Here is a 23,334-nt window from a genome sequence, read left to right as displayed (position 1 = left end):
TTTAATACAGTACTTTTAAACAATCTTCATTAAAAGGAATGATTTCATTTATTCTATTATCTTTTATTTTATTTACCCAATTAGCATCAGCTAACAAAGCTCTTCCTACAGCAACCATATCAAACTCATTATCATGTAGTTTTTTTTCTACTAATTTAATAGTTTCCAAATCTTCATCAAGTCCAATATTTCCAACTGTTATTACTGGTTTATTTGTTATTTTCTTAACATATGCAGCAAGAGTAAGTGGTGATTCTTTAAAAGTTGGCATCCAAAATCTTCTCTCACTAACATGAAAAATATCAACCCCTGCTTCAACTAGTGATAAAAGAAGCTCTTTTAATTCTTCTTTATTTTTAGCAATTTTTGCATCATAATATCCAGTTTTCCATTGTGAAAAACGAAATACTACGGGAAAATCTTTTCCTACTGCTTTTTTTATTGACTTTACTAATTCACTTGCAAAACGCAATCTATTAGTAAATGATCCTCCATATTTATCTGTTCTTTGATTTGTTTTTTCCCAAAAAAATTGATCTATCAAATATCCATGGGCAGCAAGAAGTTCTACTCCATCAAAATTCAACTCCTTTGCATCAAGGACAGCTTTTGTAAATGCTTTAATTACTTCATCTATATCATTTTGACTCATAGCTCTTACAGTTTGTTTACCTTCAATATATTCATTCATTGGACCAATACTTAGCATATTTTCATTTGGAGATACTCCTAGTTTTCTTGTGTTTCCTGCATGCCAAAGTTGTGGCATTATTTTTGCCCCAGAAGCGTGAACTTTATCCACTAGTTTTTTCCACATAATTAAAGCATCACCATAAAATGCAGGAGCATCAAAATTACCATTTGCAACTTCATGATTTACAAATGTTCCTTCACTTATAATTAATGCTGTGCCACCTTTTGCTCTTCTATCATAATAACTTATCATATCTTCTGTTGGTATATTATTTTTAGCTTGTGTTCTTGTCATTGGTGCCATTACAATACGATTTTTTAAAGTTAAATTTCCTAAAGTAATAGGAGAGAATAAAATTGAATTTTCTTTCATAACTATTTCCTTTTATTTTTTCGAAACTTTAACTTTTATATGTTATATTGTCAAGAACTACCTCAAGAGGTATATACATACCAAAAGGATACTAATGCAGATAAAATACAAAGAAAAAGATTATACATGTTCATTTGAGTTTGTCCTAGATATCGTATCTGGGAAGTGGAAAGGACTTGTTCTTTGGCATCTTAGTAAGGGAACTATGAGATATAATGAAATTCATAAAATTTTAGGAAAGATAACACAAAAAATGTTGACTCAAACCCTTAGGGATTTGGAAAAACATAACCTTATATCAAGAAAAGTTTATCCAGTCATACCACCAAAAGTAGAATATACAATAACAAAAAATGGTGAAAAACTTATACCGATTTTTTATCAATTATCAAAATGGGGAGATGAAATGGCAGAAGAGTATGGAGAGATAAATAAGTAAATCAATTCTATTACTTATTTATACTCTTCAGTTATTTTAAGCTTTTAAAACACTTTCATCAATATTATCAATCAATACAGGAACAACAAAAATTGATGCAATTACTGCTGCTATTGTTCCAAAGATTAACGAGACACCAAGACCTCCAAAAACTGCATCGTTTGCTAGTAATAATGAAGCTAGGATAATCGAGGCAGCTGTTAGAATAATTGGTTTTGCTCTTATTGATGCAGATGTTGCTATTGCTTCTTTCTTCTCTATTCCAGTTGCAACTAAATGTTTTGTAAAATCTATTAGTAAAAGTGCATTTCTTGAACTAATACCAATTAGAGCAATAAAACCTATAAGAGAAGTTGCTGTTAAAAAGAAAGTGTGGGTTGTAACTATATCTACAAATAGATGTCCAAAAATCACACCAATGATTGATAAGAAGCTTGATAACAATACAATTCCACTTAAAGCAAAGTTTTTATAATAAACAACCATAAGTAAAAATATAAGAACAAGTGCTGCTATAAAAGCCCCACCTAAATCCCTAAAAGTATCTAATGTTACTTTTAATTCTCCATCCCAAACAAGCTTTAATTTTTCACCTGTCTTTTTATCTGTAAGCCAAAGGTTTAACATATTTGCACTTGTCACTTTATATTCATCACCAAAATTCTCTTTTATAAAAGTTCTAGCATCAAGTAGTGGATAGATTTGAGATACCATATCTGTTTCTGCCACTACATTTAACATAGTTTTCAAATCTTTTGAATATATCGTTTTTTCATTTTTTACTTTTTTTACTTTTACAATACTTACTAAAGGCACTAAATTACCATTTGAGCTTTTTACTTTTAAAGATGATAAGGCATTATTCACATCAAAATCTCTTTGTTTTGTTCTCATAAATAAATCAATTTGAGTAGAATATTTTGATGAATTTTTAGTATTTACAACTTTACCATTAAATGCTGTTTCAAGTAAGTCAGTTACACTATTTACTCTTATTCCAAGTCTTTTTATTTTTTCATAATCAAGGATATACTCATACTTTTCATAATCATCATCCCCAATAATATCAATATCAACTAAGCCATCAGTTTTTTTGAAAACTTTTTCAACTTTTCTTGCAAGTTTTTCTATAGAGTTATAATTATCTCCATAAATTTCTGCAACGATTGCTGCTAATACAGGAGGACCAGCTGGTGGTTCTACCATTTTTATAGTAGCCTTTGGATTGATTTTTTCAACAACTTTATTTATCTCTATTCTTAATCTTTGAGCCATAAGAAATGAAGGTTCTTCCCTATCATGCTTTTTTAAAATATTTACAACTATTTCTGCAAAGTTCTCTCCACTTTTTAATCCACTCATTTTAACAAGTCCTGCAAAATCAAGGGGAGATGAAGTTCCTAAAAAAACTTCTGAGTCTAAAACTTCTTTTTCTTTTTGTAATACACCAACAACACCATCAGTTACTTTTTTTGTCTGATAGATTGAACTTCCTGTTGGTAAATCTACATATACCGTAAAAGTATTTGAATCTTTTCCTGGAAGCATTTTTGCTTTTACAACTTCTAAAGGAAGTAAATATACAGAAAATAAAAAGGCAAATAGAGTTACCAAAAGTATTATTGTTTTATTTTTTTTATTTTTTATACATAAATGAACCAGATTATTAATACTATTCATTATTTTCCTCTTTTTAATATTTTATTTGCAAAATATGGGGTAAAAATATATGCTATTATAAGTGAAGCAGCCATCGCTACTGGTACATTTAGAGGAATTGGTCTCATAAATTGTCCCATCATTTGTCCTACAAATGCCATAGGTACCATTGTTAGAATAATTGCTATTGTTGCTATATTTGTAGAAGCTCCAATTTCATCAGTTGCTTCTACCATAATCTCTTCATTTGTTTTATTTTTACTATCTTCTTTATGAAAATGTCTATGAATATTTTCTACCACAACAATAGCATCATCAACTAAAAGTCCAAGGGATAAAAGAAAAGCAAACAGAGTAATTCTATTTATTGTCTGATCACCTAAATATGCTACAAAAAGAGTAATCGCAAAAATAGCAGGAATGGTAAAAGTTACAATCATAGCCTCTTTCCAACCAAGCACAAATATCAATAATAAAATAATAATAACAACTGAAATCAAAAGGTGAAACATAAGTTCAGTTACAGCATCATTTGCTCTCTCACCATCATTTCTTGTAATAGTGTAATTTATTCCCTCTTTTTCAAATTCACTTCTCATTTCAGATAATCTTTCAGTTACTTCATCAGCTATTACAACGGCATTTGAACCTTTTAATTTAGATAGGGTTAGTGTAACTTGTGGATAAAGATTTTTATCTTTTAGATTTATTTCTACTTTTTTATAGTTTTGAAAGTCAACCCCATCACTTATAGTAGCTATATCTTTTAAATATACAATTGTATTACTTGCGGGAATAATTATATTTTGAACATCATTTATAGATTGAAGTACATTTTTTATACTTCCAATTCTTATCTCATTTCCCCTAGCTTTTTTTAACTGGGGAGAATTAATTATAATAGCACTAAGGGCTTGTTTTACGTCATTGATTGTTAAATTGTAACGATTTAGTTTATTGGTATCAAGTAAAATATTAAATTGTTTTTTATGTCCACCAATAATATTAGCTTGTGCTATATTTTCTATAGCATTAAATTTTTGTTGTAACTGTTTTACTTTTTCATATAAATCTGCTTGACTAATTTTATTATTTTTAGAATAAAAAGCAATAGAGTAAATAGGAATATCAGTATCAATATCAAGAGGTTTTATAAGCGGTTGACTAGCTCCCAGTGGTAATATATCTAAGTTTTGCATCATCTTATCATACATTTTTAGATTTGATTGCTCTTTATCTTCTCCAATAAAAAACATGACATTTATTATTCCCACATCTTGTCTTGCTATTCCTTGAACATGCTCAACTCCTAAAACCTCTTTCATCTTTCTCTCAATTGGTTTTACAATAACATTTTCCACTTCTTGAGGTGTTGCACCAGGAAGTGAAACTATAATATTCCCACCAGAAACAATCATTTGTGGATTTTCTTCCCTTGGCATAAAAGTAAGTGCTATATATCCTAAAATCAAAATAAAAACCGCAATTACGGGAGTTAAAGAGTTATGTAGAAAAGTTTTAGAAAGTAGTCCACCAATATTGTGTACTTTTATAGATTTGTAATCCATCTTATTCAACTCTCACTTTTGCATACATTCCAGGAAGTACTCTTTTATCTGTTCTTTTAAAACTTAGCTTTACTCTAAAACTATTAATCCCAGAATCAACACTTGGCAATATCGCTACTACTATTGCTTTTTGATTTATATTAAGAGATTCAATATAGATATCTAAATTCTCTTTTTCTCTAAATTTTGATAAATCACTCTCAGCTACATCTAAATAAAGATTTAAATTATCAACATCACTTATTGTTAAAAGTGGTGTACCAGCTGTTGCCAATTCCCCTTCATTGATATTTTTTTTGATTATTAAACCATCGCTTGAAGCTCTTATATTTAGATATTTGAGATTTTTATTTATCTCTTGAAGTTTATCTTCACTTTGTTTTATAGATTTTTTTGCTATTTGTAGATTTTTATCTAGATTATTTTTTTTAAGTTCAAAATTTTCAAAATCATTTTTTGAAATCATCTGTTTTTCAAAAAGTCTTTTGTATCTATCAAAATCAATTGTAGCTTTATCTAAATCATTTTTTGCAATATTAAAATTTAACTTGGCTTGTTCAATACTAAGCAAAGTTTGAGATTTTGAAGTTGACATTTCTTTTGAATCTATTTTCAAAAGAAGTTTTCCTTTTTTAATATATTCACCTTCACTAATATAGATTTTTTCTATATATCCATTATATTTACTTGAAATTGTCTTTTGATTATCACTAACAATAAAACTAGATAATTCTAAAGGCTCACTATATAGGTTTGTAGAGATTATTGAAAGTATAAAGACCTTCAATAGATGACTTAAAAGAGATGTTTTCATTAATATTTTACTCCAATTAATTATAAGTATTTATAATTATACATTTTTAAAAATTATATAAATATTAAATTATTTTAAAATAAGATATTCTTATAATTTAAGCTTTATATAATTTATAAAGATATAGAATTTGTCATTATACTATAATAAGGATAGATTATGGCAAGAGTTGTCGTTTTAGGAGGAGGGGTATCTGGACATACTGCTGCATCATTTGCAGCAAAATGGCTTGGGAAATCCCATGAAGTTGTAGTTGTTACACCAAATTCAAAATGGAATTGGATACCATCAAATATTTGGGTTGGAGTAGGAGAAATGGGTAAAGAAGATGTAACTTTTGATTTAGCACCTATATATAAAAAAGCTGGTATTACATATAAACAAGCAAAAGCCTTATCTATTCATCCTGATGGAAAAACTGAAAATTTTAAGCCCTATGTAACTATTGAATATACCAGTGAAGATAAAGCTTCACAAATAGAAGAACTTACTTATGATTATTTGATTAATGCAACTGGTCCAAAACTAAATTTTGCTGCAACACCTGGATTGGATCCTGAAGTTGATGGAAATACAGTTTCAGTTTGTACAGCAGATCATGCTGTCCATGCATATCATGAATTAGAAAAATGCATTGAAAAAATGTCAAAAGGTGAAAAACAAACTATCTTAGTAGGGACAGGACATGGAATGTGTACTTGTCAAGGTGCTGCTTTTGAATATATTTTTAATATCGAACATATTCTTAAAAAAAGAGGTGTTAGAGAACATGCCAATCTAGTCTGGATATCAAATGAAGAGACTTTGGGTGACTTTGGTATGGGAGGAATGCATATCAATAGAGGTGGATACCTAACACATTCAAGAGTATTTACTGAATCAATTTATGCAGAAAGAGGACTTAGTTGGATTACAGGTGCTCATGTAAATAAAATAGAAAAAGGCTTAGCTCATTACGAACTATTAAATGGAGAATACCATTCTCAAGAGTTTGATTTAGCTATGTTGATTCCACCATTTGCTGGAGTTGGATTAAAAGCATATGGTAAAGATGGAAGTGATATCACTGATACAATTTTTGCACCAAATGGATTTTTAAAAGTTGATGCTGATTATACTCCAAAAGCATATGAAGATTGGAAAGCTAGTGATTGGCCAAAAACATTACAAAATCCAACTTATAAAAATATTTTTGCAGTTGGTATTGCTTTTGCACCTCCTCACCCTATTTCAAAACCACAAAAATCACCAAATGGTACAATGATAACTCCAACACCACCAAGAACGGGTATGCCAAGTGGTATCATGGGAAAAGCAGTTGCACATTCTATTTGCGATATGATTACTGGAAAATCAACTACTCCTACACATACAGCAAGCATGAGTAGTATGGGTGCTGCTTGTGTTGCAAGTACGGGTAAAGGTTTCTTTACAGGAACAGCTGCTGCAATGACAGTTTATCCCGTAGTTCCAGACTATGAAAAATATCCAGAAACAGGAAGAGACCAAGACTCAACTTTTGGAGAAGTAGGAACAGCAGGACATTGGATTAAACATTTGTTACATCATATGTTTATATATAAAGCTCAACTAAAACCGGGCTGGACTTTAATCCCAGAATAATAGGAGAAATATAATTATGAATAAAAATACTAAACCTTATGAGCAAGCATACTATCCACCAAAACCAAGTAGATTTGTAAGATTTATGAGAACTTGTATCTTATGGCAAATCATTAGATTTATTGTAATTAATATTAAGATGATATTGGTTGTAAGAAAATCGCACTAGTTAATAAAGAAGTTAAATCTTCTTTATTATACTCCCTTAAAGAGTTTATTCTTCGTTTCTAATTACTTATTTAGAGCTTTTATAGAAGTTGGTTCCCCTAAATAATACCCTTGAGCATAGTCTATACCCAATTCTTGTACTTTTGATAAGATATCTTTACTAGAAACAAACTCAGCGATTGTCTTCACACCAATTTTTTGAGCAAAGTCAACTATTGTTTTCGTTACTAATTGTGCCTTTTCATCTTTGTCAATATTTTTTATCATACTAGCATCTATTTTTAGATAGTCAAAATTTAATTTTATTAGATATTCAAAATTTGAATATCCTGTTCCAAAATCATCTATAGATATTGTTGCTCCATATTTTTTTACAATTGTTATAAAATTTATTATTTCATTATAGTTTTCAATACCTTCAGACTCAAGTATCTCAAATGTAATTTTGTTAGCAATATCAGATGATTTAAATTCATTTTCTATAAATCTAATAATTTCATCATTTAACATATCATCTTTAGTCAAATTTATTGAAAATTTATAATTTGTTTTCTTACAAATATCAAAAGTTTTTTGTAACATTATCAAGGTCAATTTAAAATATATTTTGTTTTCTTTTGAGATATTTAAAAAATGTATCGGAACAATATAATCATCTTCATCACTTTTTATTCTCATAAGAGCTTCATACTTAATAACTTCTAAAGTGGTACAATCAACAATAGGTTGAAATAGTGGCACAATTTTATCTTCTTCAATTGCTCTCATAAGTCTTTGTGTCCAACTTAATCTATTTTCATACTCTTTTAAAGTTCTCATATCATCAGTATAAATAAGATAGTTTTTCTTATTCTTTTTAGCAAGTTTAAGTGCCATATCAGCATTTGGAAGAAGAAGAGTTGATCCATGAGATATACCAATAGTAAGATTGATAAAAATAGTTTTTTCATCAGATATTTTAAATTCATACTTACCTAGTTGACTTATGATATATGAAGCAATATTTTCAAACTCTTCTAAGTCAATTGAGCCATGTGATATTACACCAAATTCATCCGCATGCATTTTGTATAAAATTGAAGTAGAGGGAAGAAGTTCTTTGAATTTTTCTTTGTATTTTAAAAGTATTTTATCACCAATTTCATCACCATAAAGATTATTTATTTGCTCAAATTTATCTATATTGATTATCATAAATAATAAATCTTTTTTATTATCTAAGTCTTCCAATAAAGCTCTTCTGTTTTTTAGTCCTGTCAAATGATCATAATAAAATTGATGCTCAATTGAATCAAGCATTTCATTAAAAATAACTTGCATTGATTGTATCTCATTAATATCATAATCTACTGTTACTCTTTGTTTTATATCACTACTTTTTTTGATAATATTCGCAGTTTTAATAAAATTATTAATAGGTGAAAGTAAATATTTATTAAAATTTAAAAACAGTAGTATAAAGATTATAATTGTAAAACCAATAATAAAAATAAAAAATATATCAATCATATCATTAAAAGATATTTTCAAATCAGTTATAGGATAATTTATATTTATAACACCTAATACATCACCTGAAACGGAATTGGTATGACAAGATTTACACTTATCATTCGCAATTACAGGGAAATAATATTTAATAAGATCTGAGTTGATTATATCTAAGGATTCAGTTCCTTTAAAAGCATTTTTAACACTACTATCTGTAGTTCTTACTAGTTTATCATTTTCAATATCTCCAAAAATACTAGCAACTATTTTTCCTCTATATATAAGAATTTCAAGATTTTTATCTACTTTGTTAAGTCTATGAACAATCTCTTGAATATCATCTTTGTTCCACCCTTTTTGCATAGCTGAATACATTGATTCAAATACTAATCTGCTTGTTTTCTTTGCATCTACTTTTGCAAGGTTAACAATAACATCTCTTTTGATATATTCAATATATGCAAGTGCAAGTCCCAAAGTTATTAATAAAATAATAAATATCATTTTTGCGGTAATTTGATTGTAGCTTGTACTCTTTTTAGACATAGTTAGTTTATCTTTCGTTGTAAAAATTTATAAACTTTTAGGATAATATTCTGCATATAATTTTTATATCTTAAGTTTATCATTCTTCTTATTTTTATAATATATTTCTAATAATTGTTTAATTTTAGCATAAAAATTATTATTTTAAGGAAGAGAAGACCAATAAAGGTCTTCATTAAAAGTAATTAACTCAAAGACTTCAATTCAGCCTCAACTTTAACAAGCTTTTCTTCAGCCAAAGATAATCCAGCCTTGTTCTCTTCTATAACATTAGAAGGAGCATTAGCTACAAATCTTTCATTTGATAACATTCCAGATAATTTTGCTATCTCTTTTTCTAATTTTTCTTTTTGTTTAGAAAGTTTATTAATAATAGGAGTCATATCGATCTCACCAGTTGGTAAGTAAACTTCTAGGTTATCAGATACATCTGTTATAGAGTTTTCTTGTTTTGCATCTACGAACTCTATATTTTCACACTTGCTAAGTTTTTCTATAAATGGTTTTGCTACATCTTTATCAATAGTTTTATCAAGTTTGATATAAGCTTTTGCAATTTTACTATTACCCATATCTATGATAACTTTTGCTCTTCTTATTGCAACAATTGCTTCTTCGATGATAGCAAACATATCTTCCATTTCTTGATTTTTTGCTATTTCTTTAGGGAAGTTTGTTATCATCAAAGATTCCCCCTCTTCTAAAGAAGTTCCACTTAATTTGTGATATAAAAAGTCAGAAATAAATGGCATAAATGGACTTACCATTTTTAGTGTTTCTTTAAATATTGCTCCAAGTTCTACAACTGAATCTTTGCTAGCTTTTGCATACTCAATACCCCAATCACAAAACTCATTCCATACAAATTTATAAAGAATAGAAGCTGCTTCATTGAATTTGAAAGTATCAAGTGTAGCTCTTACTTCATCAACTGCATCACTTAATCTGCTTTGCATATAAATACCAAGTGGTGTTTTGATTTCTATATCTTTTAAATCAGGGAAAGTATCAACATTTAGTTGTAAAAAGTTTGAAGCATTGTAAAGTTTATTTGTGAAGTTTCTAAACTGCTCTAAGTTTTTAGCTCCTAATTTTATATCTCTTCCTTGAACTGCTAAATATGCTAAAGTAAATCTAATAATATCAGCAGAGTGCTCTTCAACCATATCAAGTGGGTCAATTACATTACCTTTTGATTTTGACATCTTTGCACCATGTTCATCCCTTACAAGAGCATGCATATAAATATCTTCAAATGGTAACTCTTTTTTAAAGTGTTCACCCATCATCATCATTCTAGCTACCCAAAAGAACATAATATCAAAACCAGTGATTAGCAAAGAATTTGGATAAAAATCTGCTTCATCAGTAGAGTTATATAAATCTTCTAGTTTTCCATTATTTCCCCAACCTAAAGGTGACATTGCCCATAGCGCTGAAGAAAACCAAGTATCAAGTACATCTGGGTCTTGAGTTAATTTTTTACTTTTACACTTTGGACATTCTTCTGGCTCATCTGCTTTATCAGCCCATTGATGTCCACAATCATCACATGTAAATACAGGGATTCTATGTCCCCACCAAAGTTGTCTAGAGATACACCAAGGTCTTAACTCATCCATCCATGCTGTATATGAGTTTATCCAATGTGCTGGGTGAAATAATGTTCCATTATGCTCACCGCTTTTTGCTCTCTCTTTTGTAGTCTCTTTTGTCTTTCTAATAGACTCTTGAGCCATATCTGAGCTTAAAAACCATTGTTGAGAGATAAAGGGCTCAACAATATTTTTACATCTATAACAATGCCCTACTTGGTGAACATGTTCATCTATTTTTACTATATAACCTTCAGCTTGTAGTTTTTCTACGATTGGTTTTCTAGCTTCCAATCTTTCAAGTCCAGCAAATTCTCCACAGTATTCATTTAAAATACCTTTTTCATCAAATACTTTGATAAACTCTAAATCGTGTCTTTTACCTACTTCGTAGTCATTTTGATCGTGAGCTGGAGTAACTTTAACGACACCTGTTCCAAATTCCATATCAACATAAGAGTCTGTAATTACTTTAATAACTCTATTTGTAAGTGGAAGTAAAACTTCTTTTCCTACAATACCTGTATATCTTGAATCATCAGGATGAACCATTATTGCCGTATCTCCAAAGTATGTTTCTGGTCTTGTAGTTGCAACTTGTAACTCTCCAGAACCATCTGCAAACTTGTAAATCATATGATAAAACTTACCATTTACTTCTTCGTGCTCAACTTCAATATCTGATAACGCACCATCATGAGTACACCAGTTTACCATGTAGTTATTTTGAGTGATATGTCCTTCATTGTATAAAGATACGAAAGCCTCTTTAACTGCTTCTTGTAAACCCTCATCCATAGTAAATCGTTCACGCTTCCAAGCAGGAGTAACTCCTAGTTTTCTCATTTGGTGAACTATGTTTCCACCACTTGTCTCTTTTTGTTTCCAAGCTCGTTCTAAGAATTTTTCTCTTCCAATTTCTTCTTTTGTCGTACCTTCTGCTAACAATTGTTTTTCAACAACATTTTGTGTTGCAATTCCTGCATGGTCAGTTCCTGGTTGCCATAATGTTTTATAGCCATCCATTCTTTTATATCTAGTTATAACATCTTGTAATGTAAATGTCAAAGCATGACCAATATGCAAACTTCCTGTTACATTTGGTGGTGGCATCATTATTGAGAAATTCTTCCCATCTTCTTGTATGTTTTTGTTACCATCTATTTCAAAGTAACCTCTATCTTCCCATATTTTATAAAATTTATCTTCTACAATTGAAGGTTCATACTTTTCGCTCATAAATTATCCTATTTATCTAAAATTACGCGATTATACCTAATTTTGTGTATATAAAAGATTAATGGCAAAAAAAAGTTTTTTTAAACACAAAAGTAGTATAATAATTATTTTTAAATTGTAAGGATAACATGAAAAAATTATTTGATGATAAGACTATTGTATTTTTGTTACCATTGGTGATTATTACTTTTTTATTCCTCTATATTTGTTACAATTACTCTATGGGTATATATAAAGAAATTGAACAAACCCAAAATAATAAAGATATAAAAAACTTTATTTATGTATTAAATATTTCTACTCAAAAAACAAATTTAAAAGAAAAGTCTTACTATCAAGAAGTAAAAAGAATATGTGAGAATCACTTTGACGAATGTTTAATAAAAACAACTATACACAGTAAAAGAATTAATAAAGAAAATATTAAAGTAGATACTTATAAATTGAATTTATTTTTAATTAATGACTTTCATTTTCTTGATATGAAGAATAAACTTATCTTACACATCAAAACAAAATCAAAGCAAAATATAATAATCGCAAGTAAAAACTCAATTCAAATTTTTTCTTCTTTATCAATTATCTTTTTAATATTAACCATTATAATTACAAGCACATATCAAAAACACATTTTAATAGTTAATGATAATTTAGAAACTAAAGTAAATGAACGAACAAGTCAAATTACTCACACTTTAAAAGAATTGGAAAAAGTTAACCTTAAACTTTTTGATTTAGCACATACAGATTATTTGACCCAAATAAAAAATAGAAGAAGTTTCTTTTTGCATGCAAATTCAATGTTCCAAAATCAAAAGAAATCAAATAAACCTATGAGTATAATAATGATAGATATAGATAACTTTAAGAAATTTAATGATACATATGGCCATGAAATGGGAGATAAAGTTCTAAAACTATTTGCAGGTACTATAAATAATTATTTAAGTGAAGATACTATATTTGGAAGACTAGGTGGAGAAGAATTTATTATTGCTATTCCCAATGAAAAAATTGATATAGCAATAACTATTGCAGAAGACATTAGAAAAATGATTGAAACCTTAGTAATAAGAGTACCTTATTCAGACCTATTTATTACGGCTAGTTTTGGAGTCAGTGATTCCACTAATACAAATACAATCGATGAAATAATCAAAAATGCAGATGATATGCTTTATGATGCAAAAAATAAAGGAAAAAATAGAGTAAGAGGAAGAATATCTTAATTTATTTCATCAATTAATTTAGCTTCTGGCTTTCCATAATAAAAACCTTGTGCATAATCTATGCCTATTTCTCTTAATATCTTATCTATATTTTCATTACTTACAAACTCTGCAATAACTTTTATATTAGACTTTTGAGCAAACTCAAAAATTGATTTTACAACATCTTGTGTCCTACTATCATTTTCGATTAATTTTATGATTGAACCATCAATTTTTAGATAATCAGCTTGTAACTTAATCAAATAGTCATAATTTGAATAACCGCTACCAAAATCATCTATTGCTATTTTTACACCTTCATTTTTAAATTTTCTAAGAAGTTTATTTATATAATCACTATCATCTATCTCTTCTGATTCAACGATTTCTAAAACCATCCTATCAAATACACCTTTTTGTTCTGCATAATCAAACACATATATCATCAGTTCTTCATTCATCAGATCTTCAATACATAAATTAAGTGAAAATTCATAATTATTAGTTGCAAATTTACTTATTACCTTTTCCACCATCTTATATGTTAATTCTGAGTATAACTTTGTTTTTTTAGCAATATCTAAGTACTCATTTGGATATATGATTTTTCCATCTAATTCTAATCTCATTAAAGCTTCATATTTATCGATTTTCCCAGTTTTATAGTTATATATAGGTTGATAATGGGGAAAGATTCTATTTTCTTTTATTGCAAGGTGTAGTCTTTCTACCCACAATAAGTTATTTTTAAACTCTTCAACATTTTTCATAGAAGGGTTATACTCTTTTATTTTTACTTTTTTATTTTTAGCTTCGCTTAGTGCAATATCTGCATAAGTTAATAAATTCTCACTATTAGATGCTATTCCACAAGTATATGTAAGCATGAATTTATTTTTTTCAAATAAATAAGGTTCTTTTCCTAATGTATTCATAAAATTCTTTATATCAACAATTATGTTATCTTTATTATTTATAGTAAGTGCAAAAATATCAGATTGCAATCTATATAATTCATACCCTTTTTCATTAAAATATTTAAATAATCTATCAGCAAATGTTTTTATTACCTCATCACCAATAATGTGACTATAACTATCATTTATTTCTTTAAATCTATCAATATTAATTAATGCTAAAGTTCCACTTTTTTGCTTAGAAATTTGGTCTATCAAACTTACTCTATTTGCTAAACCTGTTAAGGCATCAGTTTTAAATAGATTTTTAAGTTTTGATCGATTTTCTATTAGTTCAGTAACTATTGTACCTGCTGATATAAACTCTTGAATATTACCTTGGGAATCTTTTATTGGAATAATAGTAATACTATTATAATAACTATCACCATCTTTTCTTTTATTTTTAAGAATACCTTTCCAAATCTTCCCTTTTAAAATAGTATCCCATAATTTTTTAGATTGACTTCTTGGAGTATCTGGGTGAGCAATTAGTTTATGTGTCACTCCTATAAGTTCATTCTTATTAAATCCACTTATTTTTTCAAAGCTACCATTTACATAAGTAATAATCCCATCTTTATCTGTCTTAGAAACAACAGCACTTCTATCTAACAATAACTTATATTGTTCTAGAATATTCATTTGATCTTCTCTTTCTATTTCAACATTATGAATTTTTAAAGAAAGATATCTTGCTATCATCAAAGATATAGAAATCAAAATAGTAAGAACAATAAAAACTTTTATCAAATATTCATCAGATAACTCTTTTAGAGATTTTTTTTCTTCTTTTAATATATTTTGTAGTTCTGTAACATAAAATCCTGCACCAATGATAAAATTCCAATTAGGTATTAATTTTACATAAGAAAATTTTTCATCTTCTTTTTTTGTGTCTGGCCTTATCCATTTGTAATTTACATACCCTCCACCGTTTAAAGCCATTTTTATACTAATGTCATTGAGAATTCTTCCATCTGTAGAAAGTACATCATCATTTATTCTACCTTCAATTTCAGGATTAAGTGCATGCATTTTCATAACTTTGTCTAATCCTAATATCCAAAAATAGCCATATTTGTTATCACCAAATTTATCTTTTCTAAAATCATTAAAAACTAATTCTTGTATCTTTTTATCTATTTCTTTTTTGTAAACACCAGCTGCTATAAAAATATCATGTTTTTCATCTCTTTTTATATATACATATTTTTTGTAAATTTCCTTTGGACTTTCATTTGGTTTGTACCATTTATAAGAACCATAGTTTTCATCTAAAACTAAAGTCTCTTTTAAAAATTGATATAAACTATCATTTGTTTTAGCTGATTCAAATATATTAGTATTTATATATTTTTTATTGCCACCATGGTATAAAATTTTTCCATTTTTATCAAATATATAAAAATAACCTGTTCCATTATCCCATTTTAATAAATTTAGTTCTTTTTTATATTTAGTCAAAATGACATCGAAATTTTTGTCATCATTAGAATCAAATAAATTTTTGACAAAATTTACCTTTTCCTTTAAAATAGATTCATTCTTTTCATAAATCAAATTATTTATTACTTCTATTCTTCTTATAGCTCTTTGTATTTCATTTTTGATTATTGCTTTATTTTTTAAATAATAACTTTTTTCTAGTGAGATCACTTTTTTTTCATATAAGTCTTGATTAAATTCATAAATAAAAAAGCCCAGTATAATTGAAAAAATAACTATTATTGAAAAAATATTTAAGAAATTTATTTTTGAAAGAGTGAGTTTCATATTGTATACCTCAAAAGAATTAAAAGCATTTCTCTTTATTTAGATAGGTCTATTCTATCTTCAATATGTTATTATTAATTAACTAATTATTAACTTAGTCTTAAAAATAATTTATTTACCGAAGCTTTTAATTACTCACTTTCATCTTTTATAAGTCCAGCTTCTTTTAAAAACTGAGAATGCACAAAACTTAATTTTTTAACTTTATCATACTTTGCATAAGAGAGATACAAAATATCTTTTGCTCTAGTAACTGCCACATAAAACAGCCGTCTTTCTTCCTCTATACTTCCACCTTTTGCGATTAATTTTTGATTTGGAAACCTTCCATTCATCAAATCTATTACATAAACTTCTTTAAACTCTAAGCCCTTAGATGCATGAACAGATAGTAAATTTACACCATCACCTTCACTCATCTCACTACCACCTAAAACCATGGCATTTATAAATTTTTCTATATCGCTATAATTATAAGATAAAGATTTCAATAAAGTTATTTTTCTATTTATTCTTACAATTGAAGTTTGTTTCATAGCAGGGTCAATTTGTCCATCTTTTCTTGTAGCTCTTTTGTTAGAAAGCATTTCAATTAAATGGTCATATAAATTTGATTTGAAAATATGATCAATAGCACTTCTTGGGTTTTTTATTCTTTTTAAATCTTTTACTATCAAATAAAATTCAAATAAAAACTCTCCACCTTCAACACAAAGTTTTGGATGTTTTAAGATTGGATTTCCTAAAAATTTATCATCAAAACCACAATCTTTGAATTTAGAAACAGAACCTAATTCTGCAAAATCATCAAAAAGCCCTAACTGTATATTCTTTGTTTTTGTTGATACATATGGACTTTTTATATTTGGGTCTGGATTAAATAAACCTTGAAATAAATCTCCATGCCCTAACTTCATCAAAGCATCAAATATATCTTTTGCTATAGCTTTTCCTATTCCTTTTCCATACTCCAAAATATGAATAGCTGCCATCATATCATTATGACTTTTCAGTAAAGTAATAATATCTAATACAAATTTTACCTCAGCAGCTTCAAAAAAACTCTTTCCGCCTTTTCTTTTTGCTGGTATTGAAAATTCTCTTAAGTTTGCTTCTATACCATCTGCACTTGAATTATTTCTAAATATTATCGCTATATCTATATGTGGTGTGGTACTTTGTGAAATTAGTTTTGAGATATGCTCATATTGATCAAAAAGTTCATTAAAAGTTAATAGTCTAGGAGAATGTTCTGCATCTTGTCTTACTACTTCAAGATTTTTATCATAAATTCTTTCATTGTGTTCAATCACTTTTGTTGCAAGTTGTAAAATTGGTCTAGTTGAACGATAGTTTTTTCTTAAAGTAAAAACTTTTGCACCCTCATACCTATCAGCAAAGGTAGAAATAATCCCAATGTCAGAGCCATTAAAAGCATAAATACTTTGGTCATAATCACCTACACAAAAAAGTGATTTTGGTTTAAAAGCTTCTAATAATTTTCCCTGTAAAGGATTTGTATCTTGATATTCATCTACAAGAATTTCTTTAAAATCAAAATCATTTGTCTCAAGAAGTTCAAGCATAATAGTTAATAAATCATCAAAATTGGCATAACCGTACTCTTTTTTTAATGTATGAAACTCTTTGATTACATCTTCATAAATAGCAGTATAAATCTCATGTCCAGCATTTTTTTCAACTATCCAATCCCCAAACTCTTCATTATTTTTAGAGTTTAAATATAAAGAATAAATATCATATAAATAGCCTCCATCATATGGACTTGTTGAATCATCTCTTTCAAAAAAAACTCTTTTTTCATAAATAGATTTAAAAAGTGTTTTCAACTCATTTGGTTGTTTAAGTGTAATATTTACTTGTAATTGTTTTATTAATTTATAACTTACACTGTGAAAAGTTCCAGCCATGATAGCACCAGCTGTGTCTTTACCAAAAAATTTAGAAACCCTTTGTACCATCTCTTGGGCAGCTTTATTTGTAAAAGTCAAAAGTATTATTTCAGAAGGTTTAACTCCACCATTAATTAAGGTAGCAATTCTTCCAACAATTGTAGATGTTTTTCCAGTCCCTGCACTTGCAATAATAAGGTTAAAGCCTGGTTTACATGTAGCAGCTGATAATTGTTCTTCGTTTAGATTAGATAAAGGCATTTAGTATATATTCATTTTATTTGTCATTTGCGAATAGTATCATAAAGTGCTTTATTAAATAGTAAAAATTAAAGCTATGATATAATAATTACTACACAAAAGATTTACAAAATTTATATAAGATAAAACTATGAAAAGAAGAACATTTATAAAACTAAGCTCCCTTACACCTATTATTGTAAATAGTTACATGATGGCAAAAGATGTTGATGATAAAATTTGGACAACTATTTTAGAAGTACAAAATATACTTCTACCAAAAACTTCAAAAATGCCTAGTGCAAAAGAGTTTGGTAGTGTTACATATCTAAAACAAAATATCGACCACTATAGTTTTGATAAAGATGATTTAGAACTTATTTTAAATGCAGCTCAAGTTTTCAAAGAGACTTTTCCAGAATTCTTTAAAGCAACAAAAGAAGAAAAACTAGAAATCATAAAACAAGCAAATTCAAGTGAATATGGAAACTCATGGATTAATATTTTAGTTTATTATGGAATTGAAGCCATGCTAAGTGACCCAATTTATGGTGGGAATAAATTTCAATCAGGTTGGATGGCATTAAGTCATAAGCCTGGAATTCCAAGACCAAAAAGAAAATATGGAGCAAAAATTGATATATGATGTATGTATTATAGGAAGTGGAGCTGGTGCTGGACCAATAGCTTATACCCTTGCAAAAGAAGGCAAAAAAGTATTAATCTTAGAAAAAGGTGATATATACACAGAAAAGGACTTTTCAAAAGATGAAATAGCCTATTCAAGAAGAGATATATTTACTCCAAACCTAAAAGATGAATACCATGTAATAGAAGAAAAAATCGATGGCAAATGGTATAAATTTCCTACATATGAAACTGGTTGGAGTTTTTGGAATGGGAATATATTAGGTGGTTCATCAAATTTTATGAGTGGATATTTTCATAGACTTAAGCCAAAAGATTTTAAATTAAAATCAACTTTTGGCAAATATAAAGGTGCCAATGTTGTTGATTGGCCAATCTCTTATGATGAGTTGGAACCCTATTATGATATGGTCGAAAAAGTCATTGGAGTATCAGGGGAATATACAAAATACGAACATGCGGAGCCCCGAAGTAGTAAAAACTATGCATATTCAAGATTAAAAGAACACCCAATAGTTGATTTAATAGATAAAGCCTGTGAAAAACTAGATTATGTATCATATAAAGTTCCACGAGCAATTATCTCACAAAATAAAGATAAAAGAAATGCCTGTTATTATTCGAACTATTGTGGTTCGTACAATTGTTCAAGTGGAGCAAAAGGAAGTTCAAGAGCCTCTTTAATACAACCTATTTTAAATAATACAGATATTACAATAATACCAAATGCCTTTGTCTTTAAACTTCTTACAAATAAAAATAAAAAAATCGAAAAAGCTGTATATTACACAAAAGAAAAGATAGAAAAAACAGTTGAAGCAAAACTTTTTGTTGTAGCAACTCAAGCAGTTGAGAGTTCAAGACTTCTTTTAAACTCAAAAAATAGTGATTTTCCAAATGGTTTAGCAAACTCATCTGGACAAGTTGGTAAAAATATGCTTTTTACAGGTGGTGGACAAGGTAGTGCTATCATTGATACAAAAATATTAAAAAAAGATAAGTTATTTGAAACTGGTTTTTTTGTGAATAGAGGTCTTCAAGATTGGTATTTTACAAAAGAGTTTAAAGGTGGAACTATAGATTTCTTATTTGACCATGCAAATCCTATACGAAAAGCACTAAGATTAAAGTCTGATGACAATGGAAATCTTTTATTTGGAGAAGAATTACAAGATAAGATATACAAAAACTTTACAAAATCAAGAATACTAAATTTTGAAGTTTTTACAGACTGGATGCCAAATGATAATTGTTTTGTAAGTATTGATGAAAAATACAAAGATAAATATGGAGTTCCCGTTGCAACAATTAGAATTGGAGCCCATCCACAAGATGTAAAAGTTGGTAATTTTTTAGCACAAAAAGCAATAGTTGTTTTAAAACAAATGGGAGCTAGTGATATTAAAAGTGATATTTCACCACTTCCCTCTGCTAACTTACAAGCTGGTGGATGTAGATTTGGTAATGACCCAAAAAAATCTGTCTTAAACAAATATTGCCAAAGCCATGACATAGAAAACCTTTTTGTCACAGATGGAAGTTTTATGCCAACAGGAGGAAGTGTTCCTTATACTTGGACAATATATGCAAACTCATTTAGAGTGGCTGATTATATTAAAAAGAGTAAGTTAATTTAACTTTACTCTTTGTTTTAATTTTAAAAATCCAATTATAATCATAATCAGTAAATATCCCATCTGAGGAATAGATAAAGCTTTTTGAGCCATAACAAAATGTATGGTAGAAAGTATTAACACTATATATATGACTTTATGATATTTAAAATATAGTTTAAAAAGCTTTCCAAATGATGTAAGAGCCATAAATATTAAAAGAACAAAAGATATCATTCCTAGATAAATAAATGGTTTTTCTAAAGTCTCATTTATCACTTTTGTAAAATCAACTTCCATATCCAAGATTACAAAATTTAAAAAATGCAAAAATACATAATAAAATCCAAAGAGTCCTATCATTTTCCTATAAGAGATTAGATTTACTCTTTTTCGTATAAGTGAAATAGTTGTTGAAAAAAAGAGTAAAACCATTGCAATTGAACCTGTTACAGTATAGATATATTTTATTGGATCAATAAGATCTTGTGCTATAAAGACTTCATATCCCAAAATAAATGATGGCAAAATTAATAGTATAAAAATAAACACTTTCATTAAAAGTTCTTTCTTAAATCCATTCCTTTATACATATAAGCAACTTCTTTTTCATAACCATTAAACATCAAAGTATCTTGTTTTAGAAATTTACCTAAAACTCTTTCCCTTGCTTGGCTCCATCTTGGATGATCAACTTTGGGATTTACATTTGCATAAAATCCATACTCATTTGAAGCTATATCTTGCCAAGTATTTAAAGGCTGTTCTTTTACAAACGATATTTTTGCAATTGATTTTATTGATTTAAATCCATATTTCCAAGGTACAACCAATCTTAATGGTGCACCATTTTGATTTTCTAAAGTCTTTCCATAAAGTCCCACAGCTAAAAGAGTAAGAGAATTCATAGCTTCATCCATTCTAAGACCTTCCACATAAGGATAGTTTTTAATATTTGCAAAAACAACACTCCTTTCTTGGTCAGGGAACATCTCTTGGTCATATTTAGTTTCAAACCTTACATATTTTGCATCACTTAAAGGTTTACATTTTTTTATTAATGTAGCAAGTTCAAAACCAATCCATGGAACAACCATAGACCAGCCCTCAACACATCTAAATCTATAAATTCTCTCTTCTAAAGAATTTGAACTAATCAAATCTTTTATGTCAATTGTAAATGGCTTTTCAACAAGTCCATCAATCTCAATAGTCCAAGGATTTGGTTTCAAAGTATGAGCCATATATTTTACATCTTTTTTTGAAGTTGTAAATTCATAAAAATTATTGTAAGAAGTGATTTGCTCAAAACTATTTAATTTTAGATTATTAGCATTTATATCTTTTTTATAAGTTAAATTTGGTGTTGGTAAACTCTCTTTTGCCATTAGTTCCATCAAAGTTGAACTAGCTACTACTGAGGCAGCACCTAGTTTTAAAAACTTTCTTCTATCTTCAAATAGTTCTTTTGGAGTTATTTCATTTTCATTTATTTTCATAACATATCCTTTATTTCATTTTTTATTTTATTTTAAATATGTTAAGAAAATGTGTAGTTTAAAAAATTACTATTTTCCTTTTAGAAGTATTACAATATATTTTGATGACCATAAAATAAAGACAATTAAAAATAATAAAGCACTTAGGTTTATAAAAAATAAATAATCAAAATCAAAATTTATACTATATGCTGCAAATAGTCGCAATAATACAACTACTTGAAAAATAAGATATAAAATAACTGTAAATCTATTGGCGGTAGGAATAGATCCAGAATGTCCTAAAGTAACTCTTGTTCCAAATCCTAATAAAATAGTACAAAAATATCCTAAAGCAAATATATGAATAATACTTTGTTCAAAAACAATTGAACTATCAAAAATATTTATTAGTGATTGAATACTTGAAAGAAAAAATCCAATTGGAATCCAATATAAAGAAATATACAAAATCCACATAATAGAACTTACTTTTTTGAGTGATATTTTCCATTTTATTAATTCTTTTGTAAATATTATAAAAAGAGGAATATCACTGATTAGATTATAAGTACTTGGTAAAAAAGTTAAAATAATTACTTTTAAAACTAAAAGAACAAACACTGTTTCCAAAATATATTTTGACTTATTTATTACATATCCTTCAATTTTAGCTGAAGAAAAAAAAGGCACCATTCTTTGTGCAATAGCAAAAATTAACATAAATATAAAAAGATAAAATCCACTATTTATAGATAGTTGTCTCAAAAATTCTGCATAATTTGAAGGAATAAAAGAAAAAATAAATAGTAAATTTGCAATAAGTCCACAAGCAAATGATATAAGTACCCATAAAGTATCTTTCTTAATTTTTACAGTTGATTTTATATGAATATTGTATAAAATCTTGAAACTACTCAATTGAACACAAAATAGAAAAAATATTGAAAATATATTTAAGACTTCACTTGTAAATATTGATATAAAAAATATTAAAGAACCAATAAAATATAAAATTGCTTGTTTTGAATAAACTTCTTTTTTAATGTCTGCTTGCACTAAAAATTTTGGAAATACAACAAATAAAAAGCCTAAAAATAGTTGTATAAATACTACAAAAAGTAAAGCATATGCATGAAATACTAATAAAGGTACTTTAATAGTAACAAGATTTGAATAGTTTAAAAAAATAGTTAAAATAAAAAGTAGTAAAAAAAGAATACCACTTGTAAAAAAAGGTTGATGGGGTTGAGATATAAATTTGTTATACCAGTTTTTCATAATACAATCT

17 protein-coding genes are annotated in these 23,334 nt (G+C 27.7%); 6 read left to right on the top strand and 11 right to left on the bottom strand.

Annotated elements, in window-relative coordinates:
- Position 1: 1 nt before the first annotated feature.
- Positions 2 to 1,066, bottom strand: a complete 1,065-nt coding sequence (locus ACNI3D_RS04220; protein WP_419768357.1) for an oxidoreductase — start codon at positions 1,064 to 1,066, stop codon at positions 2 to 4.
- Between the two features lie 94 nt (positions 1,067 to 1,160).
- Here ACNI3D_RS04220 and ACNI3D_RS04215 point away from each other — a divergent pair, with 94 nt between their 5' ends.
- The gene (locus ACNI3D_RS04215; RefSeq protein WP_419768356.1) at positions 1,161 to 1,505 is read left to right on the top strand and encodes a winged helix-turn-helix transcriptional regulator; all 345 of its coding nucleotides are present in this window, start codon (positions 1,161 to 1,163) and stop codon (positions 1,503 to 1,505) included.
- A 36-nt stretch (positions 1,506 to 1,541) separates the two neighbouring features.
- On the opposite strand, the gene ACNI3D_RS04210 is transcribed toward ACNI3D_RS04215, so the two are convergent.
- From ACNI3D_RS04210 to ACNI3D_RS04200, 3 genes are read right to left on the bottom strand one after another with little or no spacing between them, the layout of a single operon-like run.
- Positions 1,542 to 3,185: an efflux RND transporter permease subunit gene (locus ACNI3D_RS04210; protein ID WP_419768355.1), complete on the bottom strand. Its 1,644-nt coding sequence runs from the start codon at positions 3,183 to 3,185 to the stop codon at positions 1,542 to 1,544.
- Positions 3,185 to 4,732: an efflux RND transporter permease subunit gene (locus ACNI3D_RS04205; RefSeq protein WP_129100227.1), complete on the bottom strand. Its 1,548-nt coding sequence runs from the start codon at positions 4,730 to 4,732 to the stop codon at positions 3,185 to 3,187. The genes ACNI3D_RS04210 and ACNI3D_RS04205 overlap by 1 nt, the downstream gene beginning before the upstream one ends.
- A 1-nt stretch (position 4,733) precedes the next feature.
- Complete coding sequence (locus ACNI3D_RS04200) at positions 4,734 to 5,546, bottom strand: efflux RND transporter periplasmic adaptor subunit (RefSeq protein WP_129100116.1); 813 nt, start codon at positions 5,544 to 5,546, stop codon at positions 4,734 to 4,736.
- Between the two features lie 159 nt (positions 5,547 to 5,705).
- Here ACNI3D_RS04200 and ACNI3D_RS04195 point away from each other — a divergent pair, with 159 nt between their 5' ends.
- Positions 5,706 to 7,169 carry an NAD(P)/FAD-dependent oxidoreductase gene (locus tag ACNI3D_RS04195; protein WP_419768354.1) on the top strand — a complete coding sequence of 488 codons (1,464 nt, stop codon included), beginning with the start codon at positions 5,706 to 5,708 and terminating at the stop codon, positions 7,167 to 7,169.
- Between the two features lie 16 nt (positions 7,170 to 7,185).
- Positions 7,186 to 7,338 carry a hypothetical protein gene (locus tag ACNI3D_RS04190; protein ID WP_164969736.1) on the top strand — a complete coding sequence of 51 codons (153 nt, stop codon included), beginning with the start codon at positions 7,186 to 7,188 and terminating at the stop codon, positions 7,336 to 7,338.
- Between the two features lie 62 nt (positions 7,339 to 7,400).
- On the opposite strand, the gene ACNI3D_RS04185 is transcribed toward ACNI3D_RS04190, so the two are convergent.
- On the bottom strand, positions 7,401 to 9,374 hold the full coding sequence (locus ACNI3D_RS04185) for an EAL domain-containing protein (RefSeq protein ID WP_129100114.1): 1,974 nt from the start codon (positions 9,372 to 9,374) through the stop codon (positions 7,401 to 7,403).
- A 185-nt stretch (positions 9,375 to 9,559) separates the two neighbouring features.
- Positions 9,560 to 12,208: a valine--tRNA ligase gene (locus ACNI3D_RS04180; protein WP_419768353.1), complete on the bottom strand. Its 2,649-nt coding sequence runs from the start codon at positions 12,206 to 12,208 to the stop codon at positions 9,560 to 9,562.
- A gap of 128 nt (positions 12,209 to 12,336) precedes the next feature.
- On the opposite strand from ACNI3D_RS04180, the gene ACNI3D_RS04175 reads away from it, so the two are divergent.
- Positions 12,337 to 13,437, top strand: coding sequence for a GGDEF domain-containing protein (locus ACNI3D_RS04175; RefSeq protein ID WP_419768352.1), 1,101 nt, complete (start codon positions 12,337 to 12,339; stop codon positions 13,435 to 13,437).
- Here the strand turns inward: ACNI3D_RS04175 and ACNI3D_RS04170 are convergent.
- Both ACNI3D_RS04170 and ACNI3D_RS04165 read right to left on the bottom strand, forming a co-directional pair.
- On the bottom strand, positions 13,434 to 16,151 hold the full coding sequence (locus ACNI3D_RS04170) for a sensor domain-containing diguanylate cyclase (RefSeq protein WP_129100111.1): 2,718 nt from the start codon (positions 16,149 to 16,151) through the stop codon (positions 13,434 to 13,436). The genes ACNI3D_RS04175 and ACNI3D_RS04170 overlap by 4 nt on opposite strands.
- A gap of 131 nt (positions 16,152 to 16,282) precedes the next feature.
- Positions 16,283 to 18,325: an ATP-dependent helicase gene (locus tag ACNI3D_RS04165; RefSeq protein WP_129100110.1), complete on the bottom strand. Its 2,043-nt coding sequence runs from the start codon at positions 18,323 to 18,325 to the stop codon at positions 16,283 to 16,285.
- A 130-nt stretch (positions 18,326 to 18,455) separates the two neighbouring features.
- Between ACNI3D_RS04165 and ACNI3D_RS04160 the strand changes: the two genes are divergently transcribed.
- Positions 18,456 to 18,950: a gluconate 2-dehydrogenase subunit 3 family protein gene (locus tag ACNI3D_RS04160; protein WP_129100109.1), complete on the top strand. Its 495-nt coding sequence runs from the start codon at positions 18,456 to 18,458 to the stop codon at positions 18,948 to 18,950.
- A complete protein-coding gene (locus tag ACNI3D_RS04155; protein WP_419768351.1) occupies positions 18,940 to 20,589 on the top strand; it encodes a GMC family oxidoreductase in 1,650 nt (549 codons plus the stop codon). The genes ACNI3D_RS04160 and ACNI3D_RS04155 overlap by 11 nt, the downstream gene beginning before the upstream one ends.
- On the opposite strand, the gene ACNI3D_RS04150 is transcribed toward ACNI3D_RS04155, so the two are convergent.
- The 3 genes from ACNI3D_RS04150 to ACNI3D_RS04140 form a co-directional block, all read right to left on the bottom strand.
- Positions 20,581 to 21,123: a protein-methionine-sulfoxide reductase heme-binding subunit MsrQ gene (locus ACNI3D_RS04150; protein ID WP_419768350.1), complete on the bottom strand. Its 543-nt coding sequence runs from the start codon at positions 21,121 to 21,123 to the stop codon at positions 20,581 to 20,583. The two genes, ACNI3D_RS04155 and ACNI3D_RS04150, sit on opposite strands and share 9 nt — an antisense overlap.
- Entirely contained in the window at positions 21,123 to 22,064 is a 942-nt protein-coding gene (gene msrP, locus ACNI3D_RS04145) for a protein-methionine-sulfoxide reductase catalytic subunit MsrP (RefSeq protein ID WP_419768349.1), read from the bottom strand. Before msrP ends, ACNI3D_RS04150 begins: the two co-directional genes overlap by 1 nt.
- A 69-nt stretch (positions 22,065 to 22,133) precedes the next feature.
- Positions 22,134 to 23,324, bottom strand: coding sequence for an NnrS family protein (locus ACNI3D_RS04140; RefSeq protein WP_419768348.1), 1,191 nt, complete (start codon positions 23,322 to 23,324; stop codon positions 22,134 to 22,136).
- Positions 23,325 to 23,334: the final 10 nt, after the last annotated feature.

The sequence above is a fragment of the Arcobacter siniprincipis (SeqCode) genome (assembly GCF_048571125.1).
In the GTDB taxonomy this organism is placed as follows: domain Bacteria; phylum Campylobacterota; class Campylobacteria; order Campylobacterales; family Arcobacteraceae; genus Arcobacter; species Arcobacter siniprincipis.
The sequence above is the reverse complement of the archived record's forward strand: the minus strand, read 5'-3'. Positions and strand labels throughout refer to the sequence as shown.

Coding starts and splice junctions, on each gene's coding strand:
- ACNI3D_RS04180 (WP_419768353.1), bottom strand. CDS start 12,208: ATGAGCGAAAAGTATGAACCTTCAATTGTAGAAGATAAATTTTATAAA.
- ACNI3D_RS04200 (WP_129100116.1), bottom strand. CDS start 5,546: ATGAAAACATCTCTTTTAAGTCATCTATTGAAGGTCTTTATACTTTCA.
- ACNI3D_RS04205 (WP_129100227.1), bottom strand. CDS start 4,732: ATGGATTACAAATCTATAAAAGTACACAATATTGGTGGACTACTTTCT.
- ACNI3D_RS04185 (WP_129100114.1), bottom strand. CDS start 9,374: ATGTCTAAAAAGAGTACAAGCTACAATCAAATTACCGCAAAAATGATA.
- ACNI3D_RS04165 (WP_129100110.1), bottom strand. CDS start 18,325: ATGCCTTTATCTAATCTAAACGAAGAACAATTATCAGCTGCTACATGT.
- ACNI3D_RS04175 (WP_419768352.1), top strand. CDS start 12,337: ATGAAAAAATTATTTGATGATAAGACTATTGTATTTTTGTTACCATTG.
- ACNI3D_RS04210 (WP_419768355.1), bottom strand. CDS start 3,185: ATGAATAGTATTAATAATCTGGTTCATTTATGTATAAAAAATAAAAAA.
- msrP (WP_419768349.1), bottom strand. CDS start 22,064: ATGAAAATAAATGAAAATGAAATAACTCCAAAAGAACTATTTGAAGAT.
- ACNI3D_RS04170 (WP_129100111.1), bottom strand. CDS start 16,151: ATGAAACTCACTCTTTCAAAAATAAATTTCTTAAATATTTTTTCAATA.
- ACNI3D_RS04150 (WP_419768350.1), bottom strand. CDS start 21,123: ATGAAAGTGTTTATTTTTATACTATTAATTTTGCCATCATTTATTTTG.
- ACNI3D_RS04195 (WP_419768354.1), top strand. CDS start 5,706: ATGGCAAGAGTTGTCGTTTTAGGAGGAGGGGTATCTGGACATACTGCT.
- ACNI3D_RS04160 (WP_129100109.1), top strand. CDS start 18,456: ATGAAAAGAAGAACATTTATAAAACTAAGCTCCCTTACACCTATTATT.
- ACNI3D_RS04215 (WP_419768356.1), top strand. CDS start 1,161: ATGCAGATAAAATACAAAGAAAAAGATTATACATGTTCATTTGAGTTT.
- ACNI3D_RS04190 (WP_164969736.1), top strand. CDS start 7,186: ATGAATAAAAATACTAAACCTTATGAGCAAGCATACTATCCACCAAAA.
- ACNI3D_RS04140 (WP_419768348.1), bottom strand. CDS start 23,324: ATGAAAAACTGGTATAACAAATTTATATCTCAACCCCATCAACCTTTT.
- ACNI3D_RS04220 (WP_419768357.1), bottom strand. CDS start 1,066: ATGAAAGAAAATTCAATTTTATTCTCTCCTATTACTTTAGGAAATTTA.